The following is a 253-nucleotide window of genomic DNA, read 5'->3' as shown; positions in this document are numbered from 1 at the left end:
CCCCAATTGATGAATCTAATTGTGCATAAAGATGATTTGGCGGAGGATTACAAATTACTTAAGGCAGCAACAAGGATGAGAGGAGTTAATATTCCACCAAATGTAACTGCATACATTTCTATTACATCCAAAATGCTCATGTTCGGTACAGCGGTCAATCGCTTAATGCACAATATTGAGGATACGGGAATACTTATTCCATTCGACGAAATATATCATGATAAAAAGAGGCGCCATATCGGGGCTTATCTAC

Annotated in this window: 1 protein-coding gene; it reads left to right on the top strand. The window is 38.3% G+C overall.

Annotated elements, in window-relative coordinates; translation table 11 throughout:
* Positions 1–253, top strand: a 253-nt coding sequence (locus tag P6709_RS20115) for a hypothetical protein (RefSeq protein ID WP_278242665.1), incomplete at both ends; no start/stop codon positions are given.

Origin of the sequence: Jeotgalibacillus sp. ET6 (genome assembly GCF_029667115.1) — a bacterium.
GTDB lineage: Bacteria > Bacillota > Bacilli > Bacillales > Jeotgalibacillaceae > Jeotgalibacillus.
This window is presented reverse-complemented; position numbering and strand designations above follow the sequence as displayed.